Raw genomic sequence first — 24,587 nt, forward strand, 5'->3', positions numbered from 1 at the left:
ACCCGGTGCCCTCGTCAGCGCGCGCGGACGTCGGCGGCGAGCGCCAGCACGGACTCCGCGAGGGCACGGATGCCGAGCGCCACATCCGGGGCGGAGACGGACTCTCCCGGATGGTGGCTGATGCCGTCGGGGTTTCGCAGGAAGAGCATCCCGACGTCGGTGATCGCACCGATCGACATCGCATCGTGACCGGCGCGGCTGAAGATCACGGCCGGGTCGGTACCACCGGGCGCGTCGGCGGCACCGATGCCCTCGCGCACGACGTCCTGCAGGAGCGGCGCGCACATGACGGCGGCGGCGCTGTGCACTTCGCGTGAGCTCCAGCGCAGCCCGCGGCGACCCATGATCGCGTCGAGCTCGCGGGAGAGTTCGTCCCAGACGTGGTCGCGGGTCTCGTCGAACTCGCCGCGCAGGTCGAGCGAGAAGCGCGCTTCTCCGGGCACGACGTTCACCGCCCCGGGGTACGCCTCGAGCTGACCGACGGTGCCGATGATGTGGTGCTCGTCGCGGCAGATGCGCTCGACCGCGAGCGCCGCCTCGCTCGCGCCGAGCAGGGCGTCGCGGCGCATGTCGTAGGGCGTGCCGCCGGCATGGCGGGCCTCGCCCTCGACGACGAGCTGGAAGCGGCGCGCGGAGGCGATCGAGGAGACGACCGCGAGCGGCTCACCGCGCCGGTCGAGCTCCGGCCCCTGCTCGATGTGCGCCTCGAGGTACCCGACCAGTTCGTCGGGTCGTCGTGCGGCCTCGCCGATGCGCGCAGGGTCGAGCCCGAACTCGAGGAACGCCTGCCGCAGGCTCGTGCCGTCGGCATCCGTCAGCGCCCACCAGTCCTCGTCCCACAGCCCCGCGACCGCCGAGGATCCGAGCAGGGCCTTGCCGAATCGCGTGCCTTCCTCATCCGAGAACGCGACGACCTCGAGCGCGAACGGGAGCGCGACGCCGAAGCGTCCGTCACCGACCGGCGTCCGCACGAGCCGGGCGATCTCGAGCCCCATCAGCACGCCGACGATTCCGTCGAACCGCCCCGCATCCAGCACGGTGTCCAGGTGGGAGCCGATGATCAGCGCGGGCGCGTCCGGGTCGAGCGTGTCGCCGACGATGCGGTCGAGCCGGCCGATCTGGTTGCCCGCCGCATCCTGCCGCGTGCGCATGCCGAGCTCGCGCATCCACTCCGCCGCGAGGCGGTTCACCCGTGCGTGCTCGGGCGAGAGGTAGACCCGCTCGATCCGGCCCGGCGTCGCGGTGACGCGCGCGAGCTCGTCGCACCGCGCCATCACGCGGCGCGCGGCGGCCGCGATCCGGTCGGGCGAGACCTCCAGCATCATGCGCGCCCCGCGAAGACGTCGGATGCGGCCTCCACGCCGCCGCCGGCGGGAACCGCCACGCCGTGGCGACGCAGCACTGCCTCCAGGGCCGCGAGGGTCGTCAGCACGGTGTCCTTGCGGGCGTTGTAGCCCATCGTGCCGATGCGCCACACCTTGCCGTGGAGGGGCCCGAACGACGTACCGATCTCGATGCCGAAGTCCTCCAGCATCGCGGTGCGTGCGGCATCGCCGGGGACGCCCTCGGGGATGTACACGGCCACGACGTTGCTCATCTTGTGCGCGACGTCTCCGAAGACGGCGAGGCCAAGAGCCTCGACCCCGGCGAGCATCGCACGGCCGGCCAGCTCGTGCCGGGCGATCACGGCGTCCCGGCCCTCGATGAGCAGGAGGCGCGCGCACTCGCGGGCGCCGTAGAGCATGCTCGTCGCCTCGGTGTGATGGTTCAGTCGGCGCGGACCCCAGTAGTCGAGGATCATGCCGAGGTCGAAGTAGTTGGAGCGCACGAAATCGGGCGCGTCCTCATCGCCCGCCTCACGGATGCCGGCCTCGATCCTTTTGCGGGAGCGGATGACGTCGACGGCGCGCTCGCTGAGGGTGATCGGGGCGGAACCGCTCGGGCCGCCCAGACACTTCTGCAGGCCGGCGGTCGCCGCATCCAGTTCCCAGGCGTCGGCCTCGAAGGCGTTGCCGCCCAGGGATGCGGTGGCGTCGGAGTAGAAGAGCACGCCGTGCGCGCGGCAGATCGCGCCGATCTCCTCCAGGGGCTGGAGCATCGTGGTCGAGGTGTCGCCCTGCACGAGGGCGAAAAGCGTCGGCTTGACGCGCACGACGGCCTCCTCGATCGCCGCGGGCGTGAAGACCTGACCCCACTCGGTCTCGATCGTGTGCACCTCGGCGAGCGCCCGCTCGGCGATCTCGGCGAGCAGGTGGCCGAAGCGCCCGAACACGGGTACGAGCACGCGATCGCCGGGGCGGATGAGGCTGACGATCGCGGCCTCGATCCCGGCGCGCGAGGTGCCGTCGACGAGCAGGGTGGCCTCGTTCTCGGTGGCCCACACCTGCCGGTACAGCTCCTGCGTCTCGCTCATCGTGTGGGTCATGAACGGGTCGTACTGGCCCACGAGCGGCGCCGACATGGCGCGCAGCACGGACGGGTAGGCGGAGATCGGGCCCGGTCCCATGAGCAGGCGGGCGGGCGGGTCGATCGGGAGGGTGTCGGTCATGAGTGCTTCCTGGGGGATCGCGGTCAGAGCGCGGCGAGGCGGCGGCCGAGACGGACGAGGGCGATGTCGGTGCCGCTGCGCGAGACGAGGCAGACGCCGACGGGTGCGGGGCCGAGCTGCGAGCGGACGGTCAGCAGCGGGATCGAGAGGGCGGGGGTGCCGGCGACGGCCGCGGGCGTCGTCATGCGCAGCGTCGCCTGGCGCACCGCATCCACCTTCGCCGGGTCGGATGTACGCATGGGCGCAGGGCCGGGCACCGTGGGCAGCAGCAGCACGGCGCTCTGCAGGAGCGACTGGACGCGCTCGCGGAGCGGCTCGAGCGCCTGTCGCGCCACCCGCTCCGCGTCTGCCGTGACCTCGCTGGCGATGCGGAACCGCTCGGCGACCGCGGCCCCGGTTGATCCCGGGTGGGCGCGCAGCCAGTCGCGGTTGTTGCGCCACGCCTCCGCCGCCTGAACCGTGCGGAACGGTTCGAAGTACTCGTCGAGGTCGCCGATCGAGACCGTTTCGATCTCCGGCGCGTTCTCTGATGCGGCCAGCCGCTCGACGTACGCGTCGAATGCCGCCCGGGTGTCGGGCTCGACGTGCGTCAGAACCTCCTCGGGCACGGCGAAGCGCCACGGCAGATCGCCCGCGGATTCGCCGAAAACGCTCTCTGTCGACTCCGAGCCGTCGTAGCTCAGGCACCAGTCGACGACGCGCTGGAGAGTGTTGCCGTCGCGCGTGAGCCAGCCGATCGTGTCGAAGGACTGCGCGAGGGGAAGCATCCCCTGCCGCGGTACGAGGTTGTGCGTCGTCCGCAGTCCCCAGAGGCCCTGGTAGGAGGCGGGGACGCGCACGGAGCCCGCGGTGTCGGTGGCGAGTCCGACCTCGGCCTGCCCTGTCGCGACGGCGGATGCGGGCCCGCTCGACGACCCGCCCGGCAGCGCGCCCGGGAGGGCACCGTTGGGCGGGGTGCCGTAGTGCGCGTTGTCGCCCGCGATCGAATAGGCGAACTCGTCGGTGCGCGCGATGCCGCGCAGCGACGCCCCGCCGCGCAGCAGATCGGCGACGGCGGGAGCCGTGGTGGACTCGGGCCTCGCCGTCTCGAGGAAGGTCGGGTTGCCCGCGCCGATGCGGTAGCCCTTGATGGCGAACAGGTCTTTGACGGCGACGTTGAGGCCCTCGAGCGGCCCTTCCCATGCGCCCTGCCACAGCGGGTCGCCGACCGTGCGCCAGACCGATCGGTCGAGCGCCTGCGCCTTGCCCGTGACGTGGGCGGCCTCGATGACCCACCCGCTCTCGCCGCGGCGCCACAGCTGGGTCTGCAGCCCCGTGCCGCCCCCGGTGAACCGCGACACCGACACGAGCAGCGCGAGATCGTCGGCGAGCGGACGGTACTCGATCCGCTGGATCGTCCGCGGCGCGACTCCGCCGCGCACGCCCCGGAAGGCGCTGATCACGTCGTGGCCGACGAGGAGCCCCGCCGCATCCCCGCGCAGCGTCTCGTCGCCGGGCGCGAACATCTCGTCGAGTACCGCGAGGTCGTTGTCGAGGATGGCCCGCTCGTAGCGGTCGAAGGCGGCACGGAGGTCGGCGGGGATCTCGCTCATGCCAGGCGCTCCGCATCCGTCGCGGAAGATGCGTTCGCGAAGTCGGCCTCGCGGATGCGGGCGTGCACACCGCACACGATGTCGACCACCTGCGAGATGTCGAAGTCCGTCGCGGCCGAGAGGTACGCGTAGGCGAGGTGCTCGGCCATGCCGTACCGCGCCTGAAGCAGGGTGAGGGCCGCGCGCACGCAGCGGCGCATCGCCTCGCCGAGGTCGGGGTCGAGCCCGGTGGGAACGAGGTACTCGTCGGTGCGCACGAGCGGACCGAGCAGCTCGCCGAACTCCGCCAGCGCCACCTGGCGCGGCACGACGTCGAACCGCAGCGTGGCCCGCAGCGACGCCTCGAGCGCGGTGAGCGCGACCTCGCCGTCGCCCTGCGCGAAGTGCGGGTCGCCGACGTACGCGAGCGCACCCGCGACCTGCACCGGCAGGTACAGCACGGAACCCTCGGTCAGCAGCTTGATGTCGATGTTGCCGCCGTGCGCGCCGGGCGGCACGGAGTGCGGGCGGTCGTCGCCGGCGACGGCCACGCCCATCGTGCCGAGGAACGGCGCGAGCGGGAAGGTCACCGCCGCCTCTCCGCCCTCGACGAGGGGCAACGCCCCCACGAGAGCGCCGTCCTGCTCCACGACGGGGGTGAACACGCTCACGTTGTGCTCGCCGCGAGGCAGCTCGCCCACCAGCGCACCCTTGCCGTGGCGGTTGCTGATCACGCCGTAGGGCACCCGAGGCTCGAGCCGCACCACCGTGATCTGCAGCAGGTCGCCGGGCTCTGCGCCCGCGACGTGGATCGGCCCGGTCACGACGTGCGGGCCGTCGGCCATCACGTCGCGCGAGAGGGATGCGGCGATCGCCACCGCATCCTCGAGCACCTGCTCTTCGGCGACCCCGTGCGCGCCGAAGAACGCGAGGGGATCCTTGCCCTGATCCTCGAGGATGCCTTCGTGGCTGACGGTGTCGACGGTGACCGTGGCGCCGGGCTCGATCCGCAGCACCGGCGCGTCGGTGGCGCAGGGCAGGCGCCCCCAGAAGACGTTCTCGACGGCGGCGGGGAGGTAGTGGTCGCCGACGACGTCGCCGATGCCCGGCTGCAGGATGGGTGTGCTCACTGGCGCTCCTCGTCGATTGCCGCGATCAGCTCGCGCCCGGTGCGCGCGAGCAGACCCTCGCCGCGACGGTACACCGGCTCGCCGTGCAACCACGTCTCGGCGACGACGCCGGTGAGACGCGCGCCGTCCCACGGCGAGAGCGGGTTGCGGTACTCGAGGGCCGCCGCGTCCACCGTGAACTCCTCGTCGGGCGCGAAGATCGCCAGGTGGGCGGGTTCGCCGACGGCGATCGTGCCGCGGGAGCCGAGCCCGCCGATCCGCGCCGGCCCCGTCGTCATGAGCGGGAGGAACGTCTCGATCGGGATGCCGCGCTCGCGCGCTCTCGTGTGCACGCTCGACAGCCCCGTCTGCAGGCCAGAGATCCCGCCCCACGCGAGACCGAAGTCCGGCTCGCCCTTGAGCTCGGGGGTCGCGGGCGAGTGGTCGCTGACGATCGCGTCGATCGTGCCGTCGACGACGCCCTCCCAGAGCAGATCCTGGTTGGCGAGGTCGCGGATCGGCGGGCAGCACTTGAAGGATGCCGCGCCGTCGGGCACGGTCGCAGCATCCAGAGTCAGATAGTGCGGGCACGTCTCGACCGTGATCCGCACGCCCTCCGCCTTGGCGGCCCTCACATCGTCGAGCGCCGTGCCGTCGGAGACGTGCACGATGTGCACACGCGCACCCGTGCGCCGGGCGGTCTCGATCACGAGCTGGATCGCCGCCCGCTCGCTGGCGGGCGGGCGCGAGGCGAGGAAGTCGGCGTAGTGCACGCCGAGCGCGCCGTCGGCGTGCAGGTGCGCGGGGTGCTCGGCGTGCACGATGAGCAGTCCGTCGAAGGCGGCGAGCTCGGTGAGCACCTCGTCGAGCTGCTCAGCGCCGAGGTGTCCGAACTCGTCGATGCCCGAGGGCGAGAGGAAGCACTTGAAGCCGACGACGCCCGCCTCTGCGAGCTCCCGCAGATGCCCGATGTTCTCGGGCACGGCGCCACCCCAGTAACCCACGTCGACGGCCAGACGCCCCCTCGCGGCGGCGCGCTTCGCGGCGAGCGCATCGGGCGAGGTGGTGACGGGGATGCTGTTGAGCGGCATGTCGAGCACGGTCGTGACGCCGCCCGCCGCGGCCGCCGCCGTCCCCGTGTCGAAGCCCTCCCAGCTCGCGCGGCCCGGGTCGTTCAGGTGCACGTGCGAGTCGACGAGGCCCGGCAGCAGCACGAGATCCTCCGGCAGAACGCGTTCCGCATCCGGATCGAAATCTCCGATCCCGCTGATGCGCCCGTCGGCCACGGTCACGGTCGCGGGACGGAAGGCCCCGTCGAGGAACACACGTCGCGCCGCGATGACGGCGGATGCGGGGGTCGTCATGCCGACAACGCTAAGTGCTCCACATTTCGCAAATGTAACTGTTACCAACATTCCCGGTGCCCGCTTCCGACGAGTCACGTCGTGGCAATGCGGGCTGGGTAGGGTGGCGCGCATGCAACTGGACGAGTTCAACGCCCTCGATGCCGCTGAGGCATCCCTGGTCGTGTCGGTGTGGGCGGCGGTGCCCGGCTGGGTCGACGCGATCGTCGCGGCGCGGCCGTACGCCTCGATCGATGCCCTCCGCTCCTACGCGGGCGACCTCGCGGCGGTCTGGTCGCGCGCCGACCTGGATGCGGCCCTCGCCCACCATCCGCGGATCGGCGAGAAGCCGTCGGGAACGGGTGCTGAGGCAGATGCCTCCCGGAAGGAGCAGTCCGCGATGGCGAGCGCGGCGGACGACGTTGCGGCCGCGATCTCCGCCGGCAACCGGGCGTACGAGGAGCGCTTCGGCCGCGTCTTCCTCATCCGCGCCGCGGGTCGCAGCCCCCAGGAGATGCTCGCCGAGCTGCACCGCAGACTCGACAACGACGACGACACCGAGGCCCGCGAGGCGACAGCTCAGCTCGCCGAGATCGCGCTGCTGCGCCTGGACTCGACGATCGTCGCCGACCAGGTCGAACCGGAGGAGGCGGAATGAGCCACCTGACCACCCACATCCTGGACGCCACCGCAGGGACGCCGGCGCCGAATGTCGCGGTCACGCTGCACCGGCATCTCGAGGGCGGGGGCATCGAGAGCGTCGCCGAGGGATTCACGGATGCGGACGGCCGGCTCGCGATCGGCCCGGACCTCCTCGAGCCCGGCATGTACGCGCTGACCTTCGCGACCGGGGCGTACTTCGCCGATCGCGGCGTCGAGACGTTCTACCCGCTCGCGACGGTGACGTTCACGGTCGCCGACCGCCCGCACTACCACGTGCCCCTGCTGCTGAGCCCGTTCGCCTACTCCACCTACCGCGGCAGCTGACCCGCGCGCTCGCCAGAGCGCAGGTCGAGGATGAAGGGCACGACGAAGCTCGCCAGCGCCAACGAGATCGCCGTAATCACGAGCCACACCGGAGCGCCCAGGGCGCCGAGAACCAACCACGCGAGCAGTGCCGGAAGGGCAAGGAAGAACACGCCTGCCGCCAGCGCGAACACCCAGCCGAGGCATCCGATGACGAACATGCCGGCAGCCGCGAGCGCGAACACGCTCACACCGCCTGTGTAACCGGACGTGTAGCCGTTGGCCCAGCGCACACCGCCGATCTGCACCCCGAGCAGCAGGATGCAGACCACGAGAACGATCCAACCGCTGATCCCACCCGCGATCAGGCCGACGCTCACCCCGACGCACACGACGATCGACGTGATGATGACGGTGCGCAGGAAATGCGTGGCCACGAGACGCATGAACCTCGTCCACAGCCACGACCATCCCCAGGCGGGCAGCGCCAACAGGCCCACCCAGCGCCGCGCGTCGAATCGCACCCGCGGACGGATCCTCACCGCCGCGAAGACCGTGATCACGGCCCAGCCGAACGGCACGTAGACGAAGCCGACCAGAACGATGGTCGCCTCGTCCACTCGCCCCAGGACGGCGAGCGGGAGGGCGATGAGCGCGATCGTCGCCAGCAGCAGGTAGGTCGCCGGCAACCACGACGGATGCGGGCGGTACAGAAAGTCCATCAGCGAACGTCAGCGGCGGCGTCCAGCACGGGCGTGTATTCGCGCAGGTCGTCGACGATCGCGTCGACGATCGCCGCAGCGAGCTCGGCCCCGTCCGCGGGCCAGTCCGACGCCTTGCGTCGCTTCGGATGCCACCCGCGCTTCTTGAACGACACGGACTCGGCCCCCTTCGCGGTCTTGCGCCCGAACCAGGCCGGCACATCGCCGTACTGCGAGGCGCCGAAGGAGTACGCGGCGACGGCTGCACCGCCCGCCGGGGCGTAGAAGAACTCGAACGCGAGGCCGCCGCGACCGACCTCACCCTGCCGTGTCGACTCGCGCGTTCGACGCATCTCGACGATGCCGGCATCGCGCAGGCGCGGATCGGTCACCGGCTTCGACTGTGCCGGCTCGATGCCGCCGGCGAGGCGACGCGCGACCGCATCCATCAGCGCGCGGGACTGCTGATACGTGTCCTCGGTATCGGCGATCACGAGCCTCGCCTGCTCGCTGTTGAGCGACACTTCCGGGAACCGGCGCTCGCCCGCATCGGGCTGCGCTGCGGGGCGCGGCCGCCACAGCTGCCAGCCGCGAGTCCGCGCCGGGCGGCGGCGACGGATGCTGAGGTCGGATCGACGGCGCCAACGCGTGTTGCCGAGCGAGTACTCGAAGACGGCAGCGGCGAAGCTGGATTCGGACTGGTTGCCGGCCTGAGTCCACGGGAGGAGTTCGTACTGTCGCATCTCGTCGGCGGGAGACGCCTGCGCGTGACGAAGGCTGATGGTGAGCGCGCCGTCCTTCTGGTTCACGGGCAGCAGCACGTAGTCGTTGCCCTCGCCCACCCACGGCGCCTCCCCCGCGGTGTCCGTCGCCTGGCGCTCCTGAAGAGTGAGGAAGTGCGCTCCCGGCGGAACGATCGGGTAGACCGCCGTCACTGCATCCGTTCCGTCCGCGCGCACGTCGATGCGCACGTCGCGGGCGACCTGCTCCGACTCGTTCACGATGACGATCCCGCGCACCCCGGCGGAGCGGATGCGGTCGTGCGGAACCACGGTCCAGGCCACCACGCGGGCGGCCTGGGCGACCGCCGTCCGGCGCATCTCGAGAACGAGGGCCAGCACAGCGATCGGCACGGCGAACGCCGCGATCACCGTCGCGATCTGTGCCCAGAAGTTCCAGTCGACGTTCCCGTCCGGCATGCCCGTGTCCTCTCGCCGTGCGTCATGACGCCTCGACGCTAGGTGCGCCTCGGGGCCGGACCCAGCGGAGAAGGCCACTCCCGGACGAATCCGGACACCGGGCGCGAGGGCTCAGGCACCCGCTCAGTTCGCGTTGAGCCCGTGAGCGCGACTGTCGAGAGCGAGCTTCCAGAACGACTCGCGCGCCACGATGGTCTCCGCGCGGGTCTTAGGGTCGAAGATCTCGAGGATCGAGTACTGGAAGTGCTCGACGATGTGACCGTCGCCGCGAGTGAGCTTGAGCAGTTCGAGGTCGCGGTTGCCGCCGGAGAGATTGCCCAGGTGCGCATATCCCGCCCACCGCTGCCACAGGCCGTTCGCCTCACCCGAGGCGGAACCGACGTAGAGGCGCCCATCGCTGAGGTCGGTGATCACGTAGACGCCCTTGACGCTGGAGAGGGCATCTTTCCAGCTCGGCTCGTCGTTCGCGATGATGCGCTGCAGATCCCGGTGACGCAGCCGCACGTTCTGATAGCCGGGGAAGGCTCCGAGCTTCACGTCCGGGGCCAGTTCATACACCTCGGGGTCGAGGGGTCCGTCTTGCAGGTTTTCGTACGAACGGAGGTAGAGGTTGCGGCCGATGGGCTCGTCGAGCTTCACGATGAGGCGCTTGATGTACTCCGAGTACAGGTCGAGCGGGGTGAGTCGATACCCGTCAATTCCCAGCGCCTCGGGGGCCGTGGGTTCGACGCGGAAGAAGCCGCCGAACATGAAGTACTCGGGACCGTACGGGTAGTACTGCGCGAACGCCAGAACATATTCCGCACGACCCATATTGTTGTTCTGCTGCCGCGAGCGGTACCTCGTCATGGCCAGCCACGGCTCAGGATCCTCGGCCATCAGCAGGTCGTAGGCGGCCGCACCTCCGACGCCCGCACGGATGTTGAACTTGACCTTCGTGCGATCGGGCGCGGGCACGGGCATGAAGTCGGCGAATCGGATCACGGCGCTCCTCGGGTTCTGGCCCGAGCGTATGGTCGCGGATCGCACGCCGCGAGGCCCTCGCCCCATCCCGCACGAACCCGGACGCCCGCACAGACGGGTGGCCAGACATCTGCACGACCGGCGGTGCGGGTGTTGTACCCGCAGTCACGGCAGTCGCCATCCGCCCCATCCGTCGTGCCGATGTCGCGGCATCACTCCTGCTTGCCGTGCGGGTCGGACTGGTTGAGCGTCGCAACGACCTGGTCGTAGTCGCCGCGCGCCTCGCCGTACCGCAGGAACTTGACCCGTTCCACCTGGATCTCCGGCGCGTCCGGCTCGTCGCGCAGCAGGTGCATGACCTCGTCGGCGAACGCGTCGAGCGGCATCGCGAACGCGCTCTCACGCTGCCCCGGTAGCAGGTCGGTCGCCACCGACGGCGGCTCGAGCTCCTTCACCGCGACGGACGTTCCGGCCAGTTGCAGGCGCAGCGACTCGCTGAGCATGTGGATCGCTGCCTTCGACGCGTTGTAGCTGGGGGTCGCGGCGAGCGGGGCGAAGGCGAGCCCCGACGAGACCGTGATGATGGTCGCCGTCGGTTGTGCGCGCAGGTGCTCGATGAAGGCGGCGATCAGCCGGATGGGGCCGAGCAGGTTGGTGGTGACCGTCTGTTCGGCCGAGGCGAGGAAGCCTTCGGGCGTGGTCCAGTCCTCGACGTGCATCACACCCGCCATCGTGACGAGGACGTCGAGTGCGGGGTGGCGTTCGATGACGGATGCGGCGGCAGCGCGCACGGATGCCGCATCCGTCGTGTCGATCTCGATGGTGTCGATGCCCGGGTTCTCCGCGGCGATCTTGTCGAGGAGCTGCCGGCGCCGACCGCCGATGACGACCGTGTTGCCTGCCTCCTGCAGGCGGAGCGCGAGAGCGAGGCCGATGCCGCTGGTCGCGCCGGGGATGAAGACGGTGTTTCCGGTGATGTCCATGTCTCGAGCCTCGCCGCCGTCGCCGCACCGCAGAAGGGAGCGATCATCGGGGGATCGCCGGTCCCCCGATGACAGAGGATGGCGGCTGCCAGCTATTCATGTTTCACTATTAGTGTGTCACGGATACAGGCTCGGCAGGATGCACAGCTCACGCGGGCGGTGCTTCCGCTGCTGACGCTGCAGCTCATCCGTGCGCGGGAGTCGTACGGCTACGAGCTCGTGGAGCGCCTCGCCGCGCTCGGCCTCGATGTGAGCACGGGTCTCGTCTATCCGGTGTTGAACCGGATGGAACGCGACGGCTGGGTGACGACCTCCTCGAAACCTTCGCCGAGCGGGCCGCCGCGCAAGTACTTCTCGCTCACCGCGGCGGGGGCGACGGCCCTCGCCGACGCGCGCACGCAGTGGGAACAGACGGCCGCGGCCGTCGATCTGGCGACCAGCACCTCCGGAAAGGAACGCGCATGACCGGCTCCCGACCCACCCGGCGCTCGGCGGGATTCCGCGCGTCGCTCTACCTGATGCGCCTGGATTGGCACCTCGAGGCCGTGGTACCCGCGGCCGAACGCCGACGCATCGTGCGGTCGTTGCGCGAGGAGATCGACCAGGATCCGCGGCCCGTCGAGGCGGCACTCGCCGACCTCGGGTCGCCGCGCACGCTCGCGGCGCGATACGGCGAGGGCGGTCGACGGTGGCCGCTCTGGTCGATCGGGGTGCTCACCGCCGGGGCCGCGCTCTTCATCTACTGGGTGGTGTTCCTCACGTTCGCCGGCGGGATGCTGGCGGTGGTCGATGCGGCCGCGCCCATGAGCGCTCACGCGCACTTCCTGTTCGTCCCCGTCATGGCGTTCTCGAACGCGGACGGGATCGGCATCGGGTGGTCCGGCGGGGCGGAATGGTTCGTCGTCCCCCTGACGCTGACCGCGGTCGCGCTCCTGGTCGGAGCACGGTCGTGGCGCCTGCTCCGGCGCGAAGAGGTCGGCTAAACCTCGTTCTCGATGAGGTTCACCTGCGTGCCGTCGAGGTCGATGAGGTGCGCGACACGACGCCCCCAGGTTTGGAGGACCGGGGCGTGCAGCCGCGGCTGTCCGGCGGTTCGCTCGGCGACGCCGCTCGCCTGGATGGCGGTGTAGAGCGCATCCAGGTCGTCGACGCGGAGTCCGCACATGAAGGAGCTCTGCGCCGGATCCAGCTCGGCGGCAGGGAAGAACTCGAGCTGCAGGTCGCCGCGCTGCATGATCAGCCAGTCGCGGTCGCGGTAGGCGGTCTCGAACCCGAAGCCCCCATAGAACGCGACCGTGGCATCGAAGTCGCGCGACGGAAGATGGGGAACGGCCCGGTCGGTCATGCGTGGACCCTAACCGCGAGCTCGCACCCGCTCAAGAGCATCAGTTCGTTCTCGTCCGCCCCGTCGCTTCCAGATGCCGCGACACGGGCGGATCGCCGATCCCTGGTTCAGGACGCGGCGCCGCGCACACAATGGACGCATGGATCGTGCCGCTCTCGCCGACTTCCTCCGCTCGCGTCGCGAACGGCTGCGCCCGGCCGACGTGGGGCTGTCGGCGGGGCCGCGCCGACGAGCGAGCGGTCTGCGCCGCGAGGAGGTGGCGCAGCTCGCCGCGATGTCGACCGACTACTACACGCGCCTCGAGCAGCAGCGCGGGCCGCAGCCCAGCACGCAGATGCTCGCCTCGCTCGCGCGGGCGCTGCGATTGTCGGCAGATGAGCGCGACTACCTGTTCCGCGTCGCCGGGCACAACGCTCCCGACCGCATCCTGGCCCGTGACCACGTGGCGCCTGCGCTGCAGCGCGTATTCGACCGCCTCGGGGATACGCCCGCGGTGATCATCTCGTCGCTGGGCGAGACGCTGCTCCAGAACCGGATGGGAGCGGCGCTGCTCGGTGACCACGCCGGGGCGAGCGGGTGGGAGCGTTACGAGGCGTACCGCTGGTTCGCGCATCCGGATGCGGCGCGCGCCCACTATCCGAGCGATGACCACGAGCGGCAGTCACGCGCGCTCGTCTCGGGGCTTAGGGTCGTGCTCGCGGTCGAGGGGACGCGCGCGCAAGCGCTCGTCGACGAGCTGCTGCGGATCAGCGACGAGTTCGCCGCGCTCTGGGAGAGGCAGGAGGTCGCCCGCCGGTTCAGCGACCACAAGGTCCTCGTGCACCCCGAGATCGGCCCGATCGAGGTGGACTGCCAGGTGCTGTTCACCGAGGACCAGTCGCAGGCCCTCCTCGTGCTCACCGCGGAGCCCGGCACGGCGGACGAAGAGAAGCTCCGGCTGCTGGATGTGGTCGGCGTGCAGGAGTTCGGCGGCGGCGACTGAGCGCGCGCGAGCCGCGACGTTTGCGGCCTGCGCCCGAGATCGAGCAGCGTGACCATGCGGCCCAGATCCGAGGTGGTTGCGCCGCGAGTTCTGCGACCGTCCGGGGCGACCCGCCGACGGCCGGTCGCCCCGGATCAGGACGCGGTCAGGGCATGACCAGCACGGCCTTGACGGCCGCGCCGGACTGCGTGTCGGCGATCGCCTTCTCGATCTCGTCGAACGGGTAGGTCGTCACGAGCGTGTCGAACGGGAACTCGCCGGCCTTGTACATGGCGAGCAGCTTCGGGATGAAGGTCTGCGGCACCGCATCCCCTTCGATCGCGCCGACGAGCGTCACGCCGGAGCCGGAGAACAATGCGACGGGCGCGACCGCATCCGGCTTCGGGACGCCGACCGTCGCGATCTTCGCGCCGAAGCGGGCCGATGCGATGAGGTTGCCGATGACGGCGGGGATCGCCGTCGTGTCGACCGCATACGGGGCGCCGACGCCGCCGGTCGCCGCCTTGATCTGCTCGACGACATCGTCGGCCTTGCCGTCGATGAGGTGCGTAGCACCGAGGCGCTTCGCGGCCTCGAGGCGCTCGGGGAGAACATCCACGGCGACGATCGTCGCGGCACCCGCGGCCTTGGCCGCCATGATCGCGGACAGCCCGACGGCGCCGGTTCCGCTGACAACGAGCGCGTCGCCCGCGCCGACGCCGAGCGAGTTGAGCACGGTTCCCGCACCGGTCTGGATGCCGCATCCGAGCGGACCCACCAGCTCGAGGGGCACGTCCTGGTCGATCTTCACGGCGTTGCGAGCCGCGACCAGGGCGTGCGTCGCGAACGACGACTGACCGAAGAAGCTGCCGACGACCTCGCCGCCGTCGGGCAGGGCCATCGTTCCCGACCCATCGGCACGAACGCCTCCGATGTTGAGGAGCATGAACTCCAGGCAGTAGGCGGGACGGCCCGCGAGACAGTTCTCGCAGCGACCGCACGACGCGAACGACACGGCGACGTGGTCGCCCTCGGCGAAGCCCGACACGTCGGCACCGACGCGCTCCACGACGCCGGCGCCCTCGTGGCCCAGCACGCGTGGGAAGGCGCTCGGGATGTGGCCGTGCTGCACCGCGAGGTCGGTGTGGCAGAGGCCGGCCGCGACGATGCGGACGAGCAGCTCGTCGGGACGCGGATCCTGGAGCACGACGTCTTCGAAGACGAACGACTCATCGACTCCGTTGAGCACGGCGGCGAGGGCGGTGGTGGACATGGCGAACCTCCTGAGAAAACTCAATGCGCACGTATGTAACCGTGCGCATCGTCAGGCTACGCCCGCCCCAGAGGCAACGATCCGAGATCGATTCTCAATTGTCCGGCCCTCGCGCCTGCGTGCGGCGGGGAGCCTCGGTCGCTGAGCGAGCGCAGTGAGACGAAGCGCCCCGCCCGCGGTCGCCTGGCGATGTCCGAGGCCCCTCCTATTCTTAGAACATGTCTTCGAAGGTTGCGAGTGTCGTCGGTCTGTCCGACGCGGATGCGGCGGCGCTCGCATCCATCGCACACCAGGTGGATACGGCGCAGGCCGAGCTGGCCGCGGCCCAAGCGCGTCTGGTGCGAGCTCTCGCCCGCGCGGAGGAGCTCGCCTGCCGGATGAGGGACGGGCAGAGTCGCTCGGCGCGGGGCGCGGATATGGCCCACCGTGCGATCGCGAGCGAGCTGGCGGTTCCGCTGCGGATCTCCGACCGCACGATGCAGCGCCGGATGGTCGAGGCCGCGGAGCTGGTGACCAGCTATCCCGCAACCGTCGACGCATGGGAGGCGGGGCACATCACGCAGGCACACGTCCGCGTGATCAGCGAGAGCGGGGGCGGTCTGCCCGCGCACACGCGTGCGGAGTTCGAGCAGCACGCGCTCGTGCGGTGCGAGGAAGACACCGCGGGCAGGGTTCGCACCAGCGTGCAGATGATCGCCGAGCGGCTGCATCCGCGCACCCTCACCGAGCGCCACCGCGACGCGGCTGAGAAGCGCGCCGTCACCGTGCAACCGCTCGACGACGGAATGTGCGAGCTCACCGCAACGATTCCGCTCGTGCTGGGCGACGCCATCCACGACCGTCTCACCCGCATGGCCACCGTCATCCACGATGCCCGGGGCAGCGCCGCGCAGCGCCTGCGCGCGGGCGGCGACGGAGGCGACGAGATCATCGCCTCCGACACGCGGTCGATGGATCAGGTGCGCGCAGACGTCCTCACCGACCTTCTGCTGAGCGCAGCGCCGACGGCCGATCCCACCGCGAGCGGCGACCAGCCCGGCTCACTCGGCGCCATCCGCGCACACGTGCAGGTCGTCGTGCCCGCGCTCACCCTTCTCCACGCATCCGAGCACCCGGCCGACCTCGCCGGACGCGCCCCGATCGATGCCGAGACGGCTCGACTCTTGGCGGGAAGCACGCCGGGGTGGGATCGCCTTCTGACCCACCCGGTGTCGGGCCAGGTGCTCACCACCGACCGCTACCAGCCCACGCCCGACCTTCGACGTCGGCTGCGCGCCCGCGACGCGCACTGCCGATTCCCCGGATGCCGGGTGCCGGCCATCCGCCACGAACACGACCACACGCACGACCACGCCCTGGGCGGGCGCACCACGCTCGAGAACCTCGAGGGACTCTGCCAACGCCACCACTCCATGAAGCAGTTCACCGGCTGGCGCGTGAAACAGGTCCACGCCGGGGTGCTCGCGTGGACCTCACCCCTCGGATACACCTACATCGACGAACCGCCGTCGCCCAGTGTGCACTTCATCCCCGAGTTCGGCCCGCCAGAGCCCGAGGACCCACCCGCCGGGGCGCCCCCGCCGTTCTGATCCTGAGCAGTGTCCGACGCTCGATCGCGCGCACGCGTGGCTACTCGGCGCGCAGATGACGGCGCGGAACCACGCGGCGATATACGAAACGTCGAGAGCGAGGCGCAGAGCCACGCGACACGGAGCCCGGCGTCAGGAGCGCGGCGCAGAGCCACGCAATGCGGAGCCCCGGCGTCGAGAGCGCGTCGCGGAGGCGGGTAGGAGCGGGACGGCCAGGCCGAGGAGAGCGACGAGCGGCCACCAACTCGCGGCAGCCAGCGCGAGCACGACGCCGAGGACAGCGAGCGCGAGAGCGAACGACCAGACCGCGACACGGAGCCACGCCGGCACGTCGGGCGAAGCGGAAACCATGCCCCGAGCGTAGGGCGGCAGCGAGCGCGGGCGAACAGGTTCATACGAGGCCCCCACCGCAGAGAGAAGCCGTAGAGAGATGCACACCCCGGCCGCGAGGGCTCATACTCGCACCATGACGCCGACCGAGCAGGCGCGTGACATCCGCGTCGTCGCACCCGGCATCGGCCTCGCGCTTTTGCAGCTCGTCGCCACCGGTCTCGTCCTGCTGTTCGCGTTCTGGGACGCGTTCTCCCGAGCCGCCTGCACGGAGTGCTTTCCGGCGACGCAGGCCGCGCGCTGGGTGCTCACCGCGGCCCTGGTCGTCGGGTGGGGGATCACGCTCACCGGAATCGTGACCGGCTACATCCGGCAGCGAGCACGGTCGTGGGCGCCGCTCATCGGCAGCGCCGTCGTCCTCGGCGGCTATCTCCTCTTCCGCAGCATCATCTCCGCCGCCTGATCACGAGCCGCGCCTGGCGGTCCTCAAGCCTGGAGACTCTGTCCTCAGGCGTGGAAGACCGAATGCAGGTCGTCGTGCCCGGCCACCGAACGGCCGCCCAGCGCGTCGAGCTCCATCAGCACCGCGACGCCGGCCACCGAGCATCCGATCCGTTCGACGAGGTCGCGCGCCGCTGCGATCGTGCCGCCCGTCGCGAGAACGTCGTCGAGCAGCAGCACACGCGTACCCGGGGCGATGTCGTCATGCATCTCGATCGTCGCCGTGCCGTACTCGAGCGCGTAGTCGACGGATGCGGCCGGCCGCGGCAGCTTGCCCGCCTTGCGGATCGGCACCAGACCCACCCCTGCGGCGATCGCGGCGGCACCGGCGAGCAGAAAGCCGCGCGCTTCGATGCCGGCGACCACGTCGTAGGTTCCGGCGAACGGCTCCAGCATCGCGTCGATGACGACACGAAGGCCCTCACCGTCGGCGAGCAGCGGAGCGATGTCGCGGAAGAGCACGCCGGGCTCCGGGTAGTCGGGGATGACGGCGATGAGCTTTTCGGCGCGCTCGAGCGCGGTGGAATTCGAGGGGGTCACCCGTCGATGGTAGTCGCCGCACCGGGGACGCCGCCCGCCACCGCGACATACGCACGCGGAGCACACCACGGAAAACCGGGCTTCGAATCGATACGATTTCACCCGCTACCATCGAATGCATGACCTCGACGCACGATGCCTCGACCTTGATCGCCGCGCCCGGATCCGAGTGGTGGCGCACCGCCGTGATCTACCAGATCTATCCGCGCTCGTTCGCGGACGCCAACGGCGATGGCATCGGCGACCTCCCCGGCATCACCGCACGCCTCGACTCCCTCGCCGAGCTGGGCATCGATGCGATCTGGCTGAGCCCCTTCATGGTCTCGCCCCAGAAGGACGCCGGCTACGACGTCGCCGACTACTGCGACGTCGACCCGCTGTTCGGCACGCTAGACGACTTCGACGCCATGCTGGCCAAAGCACACGGCCTCGGCATCCGCGTGATCGTCGACCTCGTGCCCAACCACTCCTCCGACCAGCACGTCTGGTTCCAGCAGGCCCTCGCCGCCGCTCCCGGAAGCCCCGAGCGCGCGCGCTACATCTTCCGCGATGGAAAGGGCGAGAACGGCGAGCTGCCGCCCAACAACTGGGAATCCGTGTTCGGCGGCGGGATGTGGGAACGCGTCGTCGAGGCCGACGGCACGCCCGGCCAGTGGTACCTGCACATCTTCGACGTGAGCCAGGCCGACTTCGACTGGACCAACCCCGAAGTGCAGGAGTACTTCCGCGGCGTGCTGCGGTTCTGGCTCGACCGCGGCGTCGACGGATTCCGGGTGGACGTCGCCCACGGCATGATCAAGAAGGACGGCCTGCCCGACTACACCCCTCCCGCCGACGGGGACTCGATGGGTGGCGACGACGACGACGTGCCGTACTGGGGGCAGCCCGCCGTCCACGAGATCTACCGCGACTGGCACAAGGTGCTCGCCGAGTACGACGGCGACCGCGCGCTGTGCGCCGAGGCGTGGCTGCCCACGCCCGACAAGACGGCACTGTGGGTGCGCCCCGATGAGATGCACCAGGCGTTCAACTTCCCGTACCTGACGACCGCGTGGGATGCCGACGCCCTCCGCACCGTCATCAGCGACTCGCTGCGCGCCTTCCCGGCGGTCGGTGCCCCCGCCACCTGGGTGCTCTCCAACCACGACGTGATCCGTCACGCCTCGCGTCTCGCCCTGTCGGCCGAGAGCCCGCAGGGCGAGGGCATCGGGCCGCTGTCCGAGGCTCAGCCGATCCCCGAGCTCGGGCTGCGCCGCGCCCGCGCGGCCACTGCGGTGATGCTCGCCCTGCCCGGCTCCGCCTACATCTACCAGGGCGAAGAGCTCGGGCTCCCCGAGGTCATCGACATCCCCGACGACGCGCGCCAGGATCCGACGTGGTTCCGCACCAACCACGAGAAGTACGGCCGCGACGGCTGCCGCGTGCCGATTCCGTGGGAGGCCGCATCCCCCGCGTACGGCTTCAACGGCACCGGAGCATCGTGGCTGCCCCAGCCCGCGGAGTGGGCGCAGCACGCCCGCGACGTGGAGCTGCGCGACCCCGACTCGACGCTGGCGCTCTACACGCACCTGCTTCGGGCGCGGAAGGCGCACGCGCTGGGAGCCGCCCCCTTTACGTGGCTCGAGGGCTACCCGGAAACGGTGCTCGCCTTCCGCAGCGGTGACGTCACCGTGGTGGCCAACCTCGGCGCCGACGCGATCGAGCTTCCCGCCGGCGACGTCCTCCTCTCGAGCGAACCGCTCGAAGGACGGCTGCTTCCGGCCGACACCGCGGTCTGGCTCGCCGACGCCTGATCGTCGATTCCGAAGCACGCCGGCGCGCCCTCCTGGGCCGCCGGCGTGCTCGTGTCTGCGGGGACTCTCACCGCGCCGACGTTCGCGGAGAGCTCGGCGCGCTCACGTGTGCAGAGGATCTCACCGCCCGGCGCCCGCGAGTAGGGTCGGGACATGGCTCTCGACCTCGAAGCGCTGTACACAGACCTGCACCGCCACCCCGAACTGTCGTTCCAAGAGACGCGCACCGCGGGCGTGATCGCCCGCACGCTCGAGGTGCTGGGGATCCCGTTCAGCGAGGGCATCGGACGCACCGGCGTCGTCGCGACGCTCGCCAACGGAGACGGGCCGGTCGTGTGGCTGCGCGCCGATATGGACGGTCTGCCCGTCGCCGAGCGCACCGGCCTCGCGTACGCGAGCACGGCGCGCGGCGTCGACCCGCAGGGCGCGGACGTGCCGGTCATGCACGCGTGCGGCCACGACATGCACGTCACCGCCCTCCTCGGTGCGCTCGAACGCCTCGTGACGACCGCATCCGAATGGTCGGGAACGGTCGTCGCCGTCTTCCAACCCGCCGAGGAGTTCGGCGCCGGTTCGAAGGCGATGATCGCCGACGGCGTGCTGGATCGCTTTCCGCGCCCCGACATCGTGCTCGGCCAGCACGTGACGCCGCTCCCGGCGGGAACGATCGGTGTGCGGCCGGGGACCCAGATGGCGGCGTCGGACGGGCTCACCGTCACCCTGCACGGACGCGGCGGGCACGGCTCTCGCCCGCACGCCACGATCGACCCGATCGTCATGGCCGCCGCCACCGTCATGCGCCTGCAGACGGTCGCGTCGCGCGAGGTCGACCCGCGCGAGGTCGCCGTGGTGACGGTGGGATCGGTCCATGCCGGACTCAAGCACAACATCATCCCCGCGGAGGCGACGCTGCAGCTCAGCCTCCGCTACGCGGATGACGGGATGCGGGAGCGCGTGCTCGAACGGGTCGAGCGGATCGTCCGCGCCGAAGCCGACGCCTCCGGTGCCGAGGTACCGCCCACGATCGTCACCGACCACACGCTGCCGCCGACGATCAACGACGCCGACGCGACCGCGCGGCTTGCGGCGGCCTTCCGCCGCGCCTACGGCGACGCGGCGGTGGTGGACCCCGGCATGTTCACGGGCAGCGAGGACGTCTCGTGGTTCGCGCGCGAGGCCGGCGTGCCGCTCGTGTTCTGGTTCTGGGGCGGCATCGACCCGGAGCTGTTCGCCCGCGCGAGCGCCGAGGGCACGATCGACCGCGACGTGCCGACGAACCACTCGCCCTTCTTCGCTCCCGTCCTGCATCCCACCATCGAGCGCGGCGTCGAGAACCTCGTCATCGCCGCGCGCGAGTGGCTCGACTGAGCCGAGCCTCGGCCCGGCGCCAGACTCAGGCGGTGCCGAGCTTGCCGTCGAGGGTCTCGGTCACTCGGTCGTAGATCTCCTTGAGCGTCTTGGCGAGGTCGGTGTAGGTCGCCGCGGACGTGATCAGATCCTTGATGAACTCGGCCAGCAGCGCAGCCCACTTGGCCGTCTTCGTCGCCGCTTGCCCGGCGATGACGGGCGCCAGCGTTCCGAGCGAGGCCGCACCCAGAATCAGGCTCTGGGCGATGAAACCGACGACGTCGCTGATCACGTCGCGCACCATGTCGTGCACGGCCTTCACGATCGTCGAGAGCAGTTCGACCGCGACGCCCACGCCCTGTGCCGCTGCCGACGCCGTGTGCAGCGTGCTGGCCATCGTGGCGAGGAACTTGCGGTAGACATCCATCGCGAAGCCCTGCAGGCCCTGCAGGTCGCCGATGCTCGCGTCGAGCTCGTTCGCTGCACCTTTGACCGCGGCAGACACGTTGCCCCATGTCTGGGCGTAGCTGCTGACCATCCGGTGATCACCGGTGAGCTGGTCGAGCCAGTCTTTCAGCGGCCAGAGATGCTCCAGCATCCACCCGACGCCGAGCGAGATCAGCCAAGAGATCGGATTGACCACGGCGTCCACGGCGGTTGCGCCTATCGACCCGAGTGAGAGACCGAGCTGCACCCAGTCTCCGCTCTGGAAACTGCTGGCGAGGTTATATCCATCCTCGAACGGACCCACGCCATCCATCCATCCCGGCGCCTCGGGGGCGACGATCAGGGAGTTCATGTTCGACGCCACCGTGCTGGTCAGCAGGCCGCCGTAGCCCACCGGAGTCATACCTCGACCACCCCGCCGAGACGCGCCTCCATGATGCGGATCGAGTCGATGTTCTCACGCTCGCACGTCGCGAAGTCTCGCGAGATCGTGCGAACGATGTCGGCCGATCGGCGCAGCAGAGCACGCGTTGCGACGAGCGATGCGCCCGCGCCGGCACCCATGGCGTTGGTCGGCATCGCCGCCATCGCGCACATGACGCCGTACGCGTCTCCCCCGAGCGTCATGTAGGTGATGGCGCCGATCGGGTCGTCCAGCGAATCGGCGATGCGGTCGATCTTCTGTGCGTGGGCTTCCAGCTGGTCGCAGTCGATGGCGATCTCGTAACTCACTGGATCTCCCCTTCGTCGGGGCGATTGATTCGCGGTGCGTTAGCTTCCACCCCGTCGCGCAGGTGCGCGACAGTTGGCGATTGCGGGCCGAGCGTCGCTTCAGCGAGGTCGACACTCGCGGTACTCGTTCGCCGGTATCCCTCGGCGACCGCGTCAAGCACGAGCGTCGAGAGTTCACGCGGCGTGAGATCGAACGCGGAGTCATCGAACCGCAGGTCGGTCAACCGGCCACTGACATCGACGGTGATCGACACCTCGCCCCTCGGCGAGCTCACCTCAGCGCTGAGCTCCGAAATCTTAGCCGCGAGAAGCTGCATCTGATCGGCATGAGCCGCCGCCTGCGCCACCTGCTCATCGATGCGCTGCAGTGCCTCGCGCATCTCCTCTGCTGCCGCCTGGTCCATCTTTCCCCCTTCTCCGACAGCGCCGATCGTACCGAGACCGCGTTTTTCCTGGGTTGCTCTTGTGCATAACCCTCGGTTCCAGCAAAGGAGCTCGAGGCACAATGTGACCGTGACCGCTCCGGTGAACTTCACGCCCCTCTACGAGCCGCCCGCGCCGGTTCGGGGGTGGGACCCGCTCGCGCAGATCGTGCAGATCTTCGCCGAAGACAACGGATGGCCGTACTATCCCTTCACGGCCGAGCAGCCGCTTCCGGGCGTGATCTTCCGCGAACGCGACGGACGCGCGCGCTTCATGCAGCGCTCTGTCAACATCGTGCGCATCCCGGGACCACCGCTGACCGAGATCGGCAACAGCTTCTACACCGAGATCGCGGTGGGCAACCAGTTCACGCAGAGCTGGGGGTACGTCGCCCTGGAGCTGGAAACCCCGGCACCGCCTCTGGTGCTCGCGAACCAGCGACTCTCCCGTCGCTCACCACTGCCCTCGCTGCCCGACGTCAAGCCCATGCCGTTCAAGAACCAGGACCGATTCCTGCTGTACGCCGACCCCGGCGCCTTCGCATGGGCGGACTGGCTGTTCGACGACGAAATCCAAGCGCTCCTCGACGACGGCACGCTCGGCTTCCACGTCGAGATCAACGCCGGCTCACTCTTCCTCTACGCGCCGCACCCACTCGCCGTCCCAGACCCCGCCGTCTGGCAGCGACTACTCGCCCTCATCAGCGCACTGCGCACCCGCCTCGGCGGCCGGCTCCCCGAACCACGCGCCCCCATTTCATCCCCGCGCCCACCCGTACCGAACGAACCCCCCTACACCACCGCACCCCTCCCACCCGCGAGCACCACCGGTCAGGGCCCCGTCCGCCAGCCAGCCTCACTCCCCATGCGCTCCAACGGTGGCGCCGTCAACTTCCGGCGCATCTGGGTGGTGCTCGCCGTGGTCCTCGGCTTCACTGTGACCGGAATGGGCGTGGCGGCACTCCTGGGCGCATTCCACTGACCTGCGCGGAGAAAATCCATCCCACCGGTCGATAGTCACGAGACAATGTGCGGGTGGAGCTTGCTGTCGACTACTCGCCGCTCGTGGATCCGCCGTTTCGTGACAAGAACCTCAAACCCGACGCGCAGGCCATCCATGCGTTCGCGGTGACCAACGGTTGGGAGTATTACGTGGGCACGGGCTCCCAGCCGCTGCCGGGCGTCCTCTTCCGCGATGAGCGCGGTACGGCGCGCCACCTGCAGCGCGCGGGAAATCTGGTGCGGATCCCGGGGCCGCCGCTGATCGAGATCGGCAACTGCGCCTACTCGCATACGGTCAACCTCAACGTCTTCAGCGTGACCTGGGGGTACGTTGCGTGCGCGCTGACCGACCCCACGCCGGAGCTCGTGGTGGAAACCTCGAACGCCCGCAGGGCCAGGGAGCTGCCGGCCCTCCCCGTCGGCGCGGCTCAGGTCGCGCTCGGCGACGAAGGCACCGCATACGTATCGGCCGAGTCAGTCGCGTGGGTGCAGACGGTTTTCGATCCGCGGCTCGTCCGGCTGCTGAATGACCCTTCGCTTCCCTTCGACGTCCAGATCTCGCAGGGCTGGCTCTTCCTCTACTGTCCGGCCGAGCTCTCCGTCACCGCCCCCGCCGTCTGGCAGCGGACGTTCGCGGTGCTCGAGGCCGTACGCGCGGCCATCGCGTCCGCAGCCCCGCTAGAGGTCCCGTCCACTGACGAGAAGAGAATCGGTCGGGCCACAGCCTCAGCACCGGCCGACCCCGGATCCACGCCTCTGGTGGTTCGAGACCGACCCGCTCCTCTCGTGATCGAGGACCGGTCCGGCCGGAACACCCGCCGGACCGCGTGGCGCTACTACGCCGCCGTCGTGGTCGTCTTCCTCCTCGGCGTGATCGCCGTCGCCGCGATCCTGCCACGGTGAGCGAACACAGAATCACGAC

The 24,587-nt window shown here is 70.2% G+C and carries 27 protein-coding genes; 11 read left to right on the forward strand and 16 right to left on the reverse strand.

The genetic code is table 11. From position 1 onward, the window contains the following. Positions 1–14: 14 nt before the first annotated feature. From PQV94_RS15465 to allB, 5 genes are read right to left on the reverse strand one after another with little or no spacing between them, the layout of a single operon-like run. Positions 15–1,322 carry an allantoate amidohydrolase gene (locus tag PQV94_RS15465; protein WP_274286649.1) on the reverse strand — a complete coding sequence of 436 codons (1,308 nt, stop codon included), beginning with the start codon at positions 1,320–1,322 and terminating at the stop codon, positions 15–17. Next, the gene (locus tag PQV94_RS15470; protein ID WP_274286650.1) at positions 1,322–2,548 is read right to left on the reverse strand and encodes a pyridoxal-phosphate-dependent aminotransferase family protein; all 1,227 of its coding nucleotides are present in this window, start codon (positions 2,546–2,548) and stop codon (positions 1,322–1,324) included. The genes PQV94_RS15465 and PQV94_RS15470 overlap by 1 nt, the downstream gene beginning before the upstream one ends. A gap of 23 nt (positions 2,549–2,571) precedes the next feature. After that, the gene (locus PQV94_RS15475) at positions 2,572–4,140 is read right to left on the reverse strand and encodes an AtzH-like domain-containing protein (protein ID WP_274286651.1); all 1,569 of its coding nucleotides are present in this window, start codon (positions 4,138–4,140) and stop codon (positions 2,572–2,574) included. After that, complete coding sequence (locus PQV94_RS15480; protein ID WP_274286652.1) at positions 4,137–5,249, reverse strand: acetamidase/formamidase family protein; 1,113 nt, start codon at positions 5,247–5,249, stop codon at positions 4,137–4,139. The genes PQV94_RS15475 and PQV94_RS15480 overlap by 4 nt, the downstream gene beginning before the upstream one ends. Continuing rightward, the gene (gene allB, locus PQV94_RS15485) at positions 5,246–6,592 is read right to left on the reverse strand and encodes an allantoinase AllB (RefSeq protein ID WP_274286653.1); all 1,347 of its coding nucleotides are present in this window, start codon (positions 6,590–6,592) and stop codon (positions 5,246–5,248) included. The genes PQV94_RS15480 and allB overlap by 4 nt, the downstream gene beginning before the upstream one ends. 112 nt (positions 6,593–6,704) lie before the next feature. On the opposite strand from allB, the gene uraD reads away from it, so the two are divergent. Next, positions 6,705–7,229 carry a 2-oxo-4-hydroxy-4-carboxy-5-ureidoimidazoline decarboxylase gene (gene uraD, locus PQV94_RS15490; RefSeq protein WP_274286654.1) on the forward strand — a complete coding sequence of 175 codons (525 nt, stop codon included), beginning with the start codon at positions 6,705–6,707 and terminating at the stop codon, positions 7,227–7,229. Beyond that, positions 7,226–7,558 carry a hydroxyisourate hydrolase gene (gene uraH, locus PQV94_RS15495; RefSeq protein ID WP_274286655.1) on the forward strand — a complete coding sequence of 111 codons (333 nt, stop codon included), beginning with the start codon at positions 7,226–7,228 and terminating at the stop codon, positions 7,556–7,558. Before uraD ends, uraH begins: the two co-directional genes overlap by 4 nt. On the opposite strand, the gene PQV94_RS15500 is transcribed toward uraH, so the two are convergent. From PQV94_RS15500 to PQV94_RS15515, 4 genes are all read right to left on the reverse strand, one after another. After that, positions 7,543–8,259, reverse strand: coding sequence for a hypothetical protein (locus PQV94_RS15500; RefSeq protein WP_274286656.1), 717 nt, complete (start codon positions 8,257–8,259; stop codon positions 7,543–7,545). The genes uraH and PQV94_RS15500 overlap by 16 nt on opposite strands. Then, positions 8,259–9,437, reverse strand: coding sequence for a hypothetical protein (locus tag PQV94_RS15505; protein ID WP_274286657.1), 1,179 nt, complete (start codon positions 9,435–9,437; stop codon positions 8,259–8,261). Before PQV94_RS15505 ends, PQV94_RS15500 begins: the two co-directional genes overlap by 1 nt. A 123-nt stretch (positions 9,438–9,560) precedes the next feature. After that, complete coding sequence (locus PQV94_RS15510; RefSeq protein WP_274286658.1) at positions 9,561–10,421, reverse strand: GIY-YIG nuclease family protein; 861 nt, start codon at positions 10,419–10,421, stop codon at positions 9,561–9,563. A 191-nt stretch (positions 10,422–10,612) separates the two neighbouring features. Then, positions 10,613–11,383, reverse strand: a complete 771-nt coding sequence (locus tag PQV94_RS15515) for an SDR family oxidoreductase (RefSeq protein ID WP_274286659.1) — start codon at positions 11,381–11,383, stop codon at positions 10,613–10,615. Positions 11,384–11,497: 114 nt separating this feature from the next. Here PQV94_RS15515 and PQV94_RS15520 point away from each other — a divergent pair, with 114 nt between their 5' ends. Both PQV94_RS15520 and PQV94_RS15525 read left to right on the forward strand, forming a co-directional pair. Further along, a complete protein-coding gene (locus PQV94_RS15520) occupies positions 11,498–11,848 on the forward strand; it encodes a PadR family transcriptional regulator (protein WP_274286660.1) in 351 nt (116 codons plus the stop codon). Further along, a complete protein-coding gene (locus PQV94_RS15525) occupies positions 11,845–12,366 on the forward strand; it encodes an HAAS signaling domain-containing protein (protein WP_274286661.1) in 522 nt (173 codons plus the stop codon). Before PQV94_RS15520 ends, PQV94_RS15525 begins: the two co-directional genes overlap by 4 nt. On the opposite strand, the gene PQV94_RS15530 is transcribed toward PQV94_RS15525, so the two are convergent. Continuing rightward, positions 12,363–12,728, reverse strand: a complete 366-nt coding sequence (locus PQV94_RS15530; protein ID WP_274286662.1) for a bleomycin resistance protein — start codon at positions 12,726–12,728, stop codon at positions 12,363–12,365. The two genes, PQV94_RS15525 and PQV94_RS15530, sit on opposite strands and share 4 nt — an antisense overlap. Before the next feature lie 139 nt (positions 12,729–12,867). Between PQV94_RS15530 and PQV94_RS15535 the strand changes: the two genes are divergently transcribed. After that, complete coding sequence (locus PQV94_RS15535; protein WP_274286663.1) at positions 12,868–13,710, forward strand: helix-turn-helix transcriptional regulator; 843 nt, start codon at positions 12,868–12,870, stop codon at positions 13,708–13,710. A gap of 145 nt (positions 13,711–13,855) precedes the next feature. On the opposite strand, the gene PQV94_RS15540 is transcribed toward PQV94_RS15535, so the two are convergent. Next, positions 13,856–14,962, reverse strand: a complete 1,107-nt coding sequence (locus PQV94_RS15540) for an NAD(P)-dependent alcohol dehydrogenase (protein WP_274286664.1) — start codon at positions 14,960–14,962, stop codon at positions 13,856–13,858. A 218-nt stretch (positions 14,963–15,180) separates the two neighbouring features. On the opposite strand from PQV94_RS15540, the gene PQV94_RS15545 reads away from it, so the two are divergent. Then, positions 15,181–16,551 carry an HNH endonuclease signature motif containing protein gene (locus PQV94_RS15545; protein WP_274286665.1) on the forward strand — a complete coding sequence of 457 codons (1,371 nt, stop codon included), beginning with the start codon at positions 15,181–15,183 and terminating at the stop codon, positions 16,549–16,551. A 132-nt stretch (positions 16,552–16,683) separates the two neighbouring features. On the opposite strand, the gene PQV94_RS15550 is transcribed toward PQV94_RS15545, so the two are convergent. Then, the gene (locus PQV94_RS15550) at positions 16,684–16,902 is read right to left on the reverse strand and encodes a hypothetical protein (RefSeq protein ID WP_274286666.1); all 219 of its coding nucleotides are present in this window, start codon (positions 16,900–16,902) and stop codon (positions 16,684–16,686) included. 115 nt (positions 16,903–17,017) lie between these two features. Between PQV94_RS15550 and PQV94_RS15555 the strand changes: the two genes are divergently transcribed. Next, positions 17,018–17,344, forward strand: coding sequence for a hypothetical protein (locus tag PQV94_RS15555; protein WP_274286667.1), 327 nt, complete (start codon positions 17,018–17,020; stop codon positions 17,342–17,344). Positions 17,345–17,388: 44 nt separating this feature from the next. Here the strand turns inward: PQV94_RS15555 and PQV94_RS15560 are convergent, their stop codons facing one another. Next, entirely contained in the window at positions 17,389–17,922 is a 534-nt protein-coding gene (locus PQV94_RS15560; RefSeq protein WP_274286668.1) for an adenine phosphoribosyltransferase, read from the reverse strand. Between the two features lie 119 nt (positions 17,923–18,041). Here PQV94_RS15560 and PQV94_RS15565 point away from each other — a divergent pair, with 119 nt between their 5' ends. Continuing rightward, a complete protein-coding gene (locus PQV94_RS15565; protein ID WP_274286669.1) occupies positions 18,042–19,715 on the forward strand; it encodes a glycoside hydrolase family 13 protein in 1,674 nt (557 codons plus the stop codon). A 153-nt stretch (positions 19,716–19,868) separates the two neighbouring features. Then, on the forward strand, positions 19,869–21,083 hold the full coding sequence (locus PQV94_RS15570) for an amidohydrolase (RefSeq protein WP_274286670.1): 1,215 nt from the start codon (positions 19,869–19,871) through the stop codon (positions 21,081–21,083). Between the two features lie 25 nt (positions 21,084–21,108). Here the strand turns inward: PQV94_RS15570 and PQV94_RS15575 are convergent, their stop codons facing one another. Genes PQV94_RS15575 through PQV94_RS15585 form a run of 3 tightly spaced genes read right to left on the reverse strand, consistent with a single transcriptional unit; the run spans position 21,109 to position 22,645 of the window. Further along, positions 21,109–21,912 carry a hypothetical protein gene (locus PQV94_RS15575; protein ID WP_274286671.1) on the reverse strand — a complete coding sequence of 268 codons (804 nt, stop codon included), beginning with the start codon at positions 21,910–21,912 and terminating at the stop codon, positions 21,109–21,111. Next, positions 21,909–22,241, reverse strand: a complete 333-nt coding sequence (locus tag PQV94_RS15580) for a hypothetical protein (protein WP_274286672.1) — start codon at positions 22,239–22,241, stop codon at positions 21,909–21,911. The genes PQV94_RS15575 and PQV94_RS15580 overlap by 4 nt, the downstream gene beginning before the upstream one ends. After that, complete coding sequence (locus tag PQV94_RS15585; protein WP_274286673.1) at positions 22,238–22,645, reverse strand: YbaB/EbfC family nucleoid-associated protein; 408 nt, start codon at positions 22,643–22,645, stop codon at positions 22,238–22,240. The genes PQV94_RS15580 and PQV94_RS15585 overlap by 4 nt, the downstream gene beginning before the upstream one ends. Before the next feature lie 109 nt (positions 22,646–22,754). Here PQV94_RS15585 and PQV94_RS15590 point away from each other — a divergent pair, with 109 nt between their 5' ends. Continuing rightward, complete coding sequence (locus PQV94_RS15590; RefSeq protein ID WP_274286674.1) at positions 22,755–23,645, forward strand: hypothetical protein; 891 nt, start codon at positions 22,755–22,757, stop codon at positions 23,643–23,645. Positions 23,646–23,698: 53 nt separating this feature from the next. After that, positions 23,699–24,568 carry a hypothetical protein gene (locus tag PQV94_RS15595; protein ID WP_274286675.1) on the forward strand — a complete coding sequence of 290 codons (870 nt, stop codon included), beginning with the start codon at positions 23,699–23,701 and terminating at the stop codon, positions 24,566–24,568. The last annotated feature ends 19 nt before the right edge of the window (positions 24,569–24,587 follow it).

It is taken from the genome of Microbacterium sp. Clip185 (genome assembly GCF_028743715.1).
GTDB lineage: Bacteria > Actinomycetota > Actinomycetes > Actinomycetales > Microbacteriaceae > Microbacterium.